Genomic DNA, 529 nt, shown 5'->3' with positions numbered 1-529 from the left:
AAGGTAAGAACCTTGAAACAGCATCCACGCAAGAACAAAACGGCCATCAACATCGAATACATGAAAGCCAGCATCCGGGCCAAGGTGGAGCACCCGTTTCGCATCATCAAGCGACAGTTCGGCTTCGTGAAAGCCAGATACAAGGGGCTGCTGAAAAACGATAACCAACTGGCGATGTTGTTCACCTCCCCCGGTGTCAGACTAGTTGTCGCCTGACCTGAATCATCAACAAGTGAAGACCGGGGGCGGATGAAGAGCGTCGAATGGCTCGTTATTCAAGTGAGCGGAAGGCGGCCTTGCTCAAGAAGCTGCTGCCGCCATTCAACATGTCCGTTGCCGAGTTGGCGCGGCAGGAAAACATCAGCGAGGTCACTCTGTATAATTGGCGCAAACAAGCCAAAGCCGGAGGCGCTCCTGTGCCGGGTGACCACAAACTGACCGATGAATGGCCTGCCGAGGCCAAGTTCGCCGTCGTGCTGGAAACCGCTGCGCTTTCCGAGATTGAACTCAGTGAGTACTGCCGCCGTAA

The 529-nt window shown here is 54.8% G+C and carries 2 protein-coding genes; both read left to right on the top strand.

What is annotated here, in order from left to right:
* The coding region (locus PG887_RS22635) for a transposase (RefSeq protein ID WP_270822987.1) at positions 1-216 on the top strand (216 nt) is incomplete at its 5' end.
* A gap of 47 nt (positions 217-263) precedes the next feature.
* A partial coding sequence (locus tag PG887_RS22630; RefSeq protein ID WP_270822985.1) for a transposase occupies positions 264-529 on the top strand: 266 nt, incomplete at its 3' end.

The sequence above is a fragment of the Aeromonas sp. QDB14 genome (assembly GCF_027707845.1).
Classification (GTDB): Bacteria; Pseudomonadota; Gammaproteobacteria; order Enterobacterales; family Aeromonadaceae; genus Aeromonas; species Aeromonas caviae.
The sequence above is the reverse complement of the archived record's forward strand: the minus strand, read 5'-3'. Positions and strand labels throughout refer to the sequence as shown.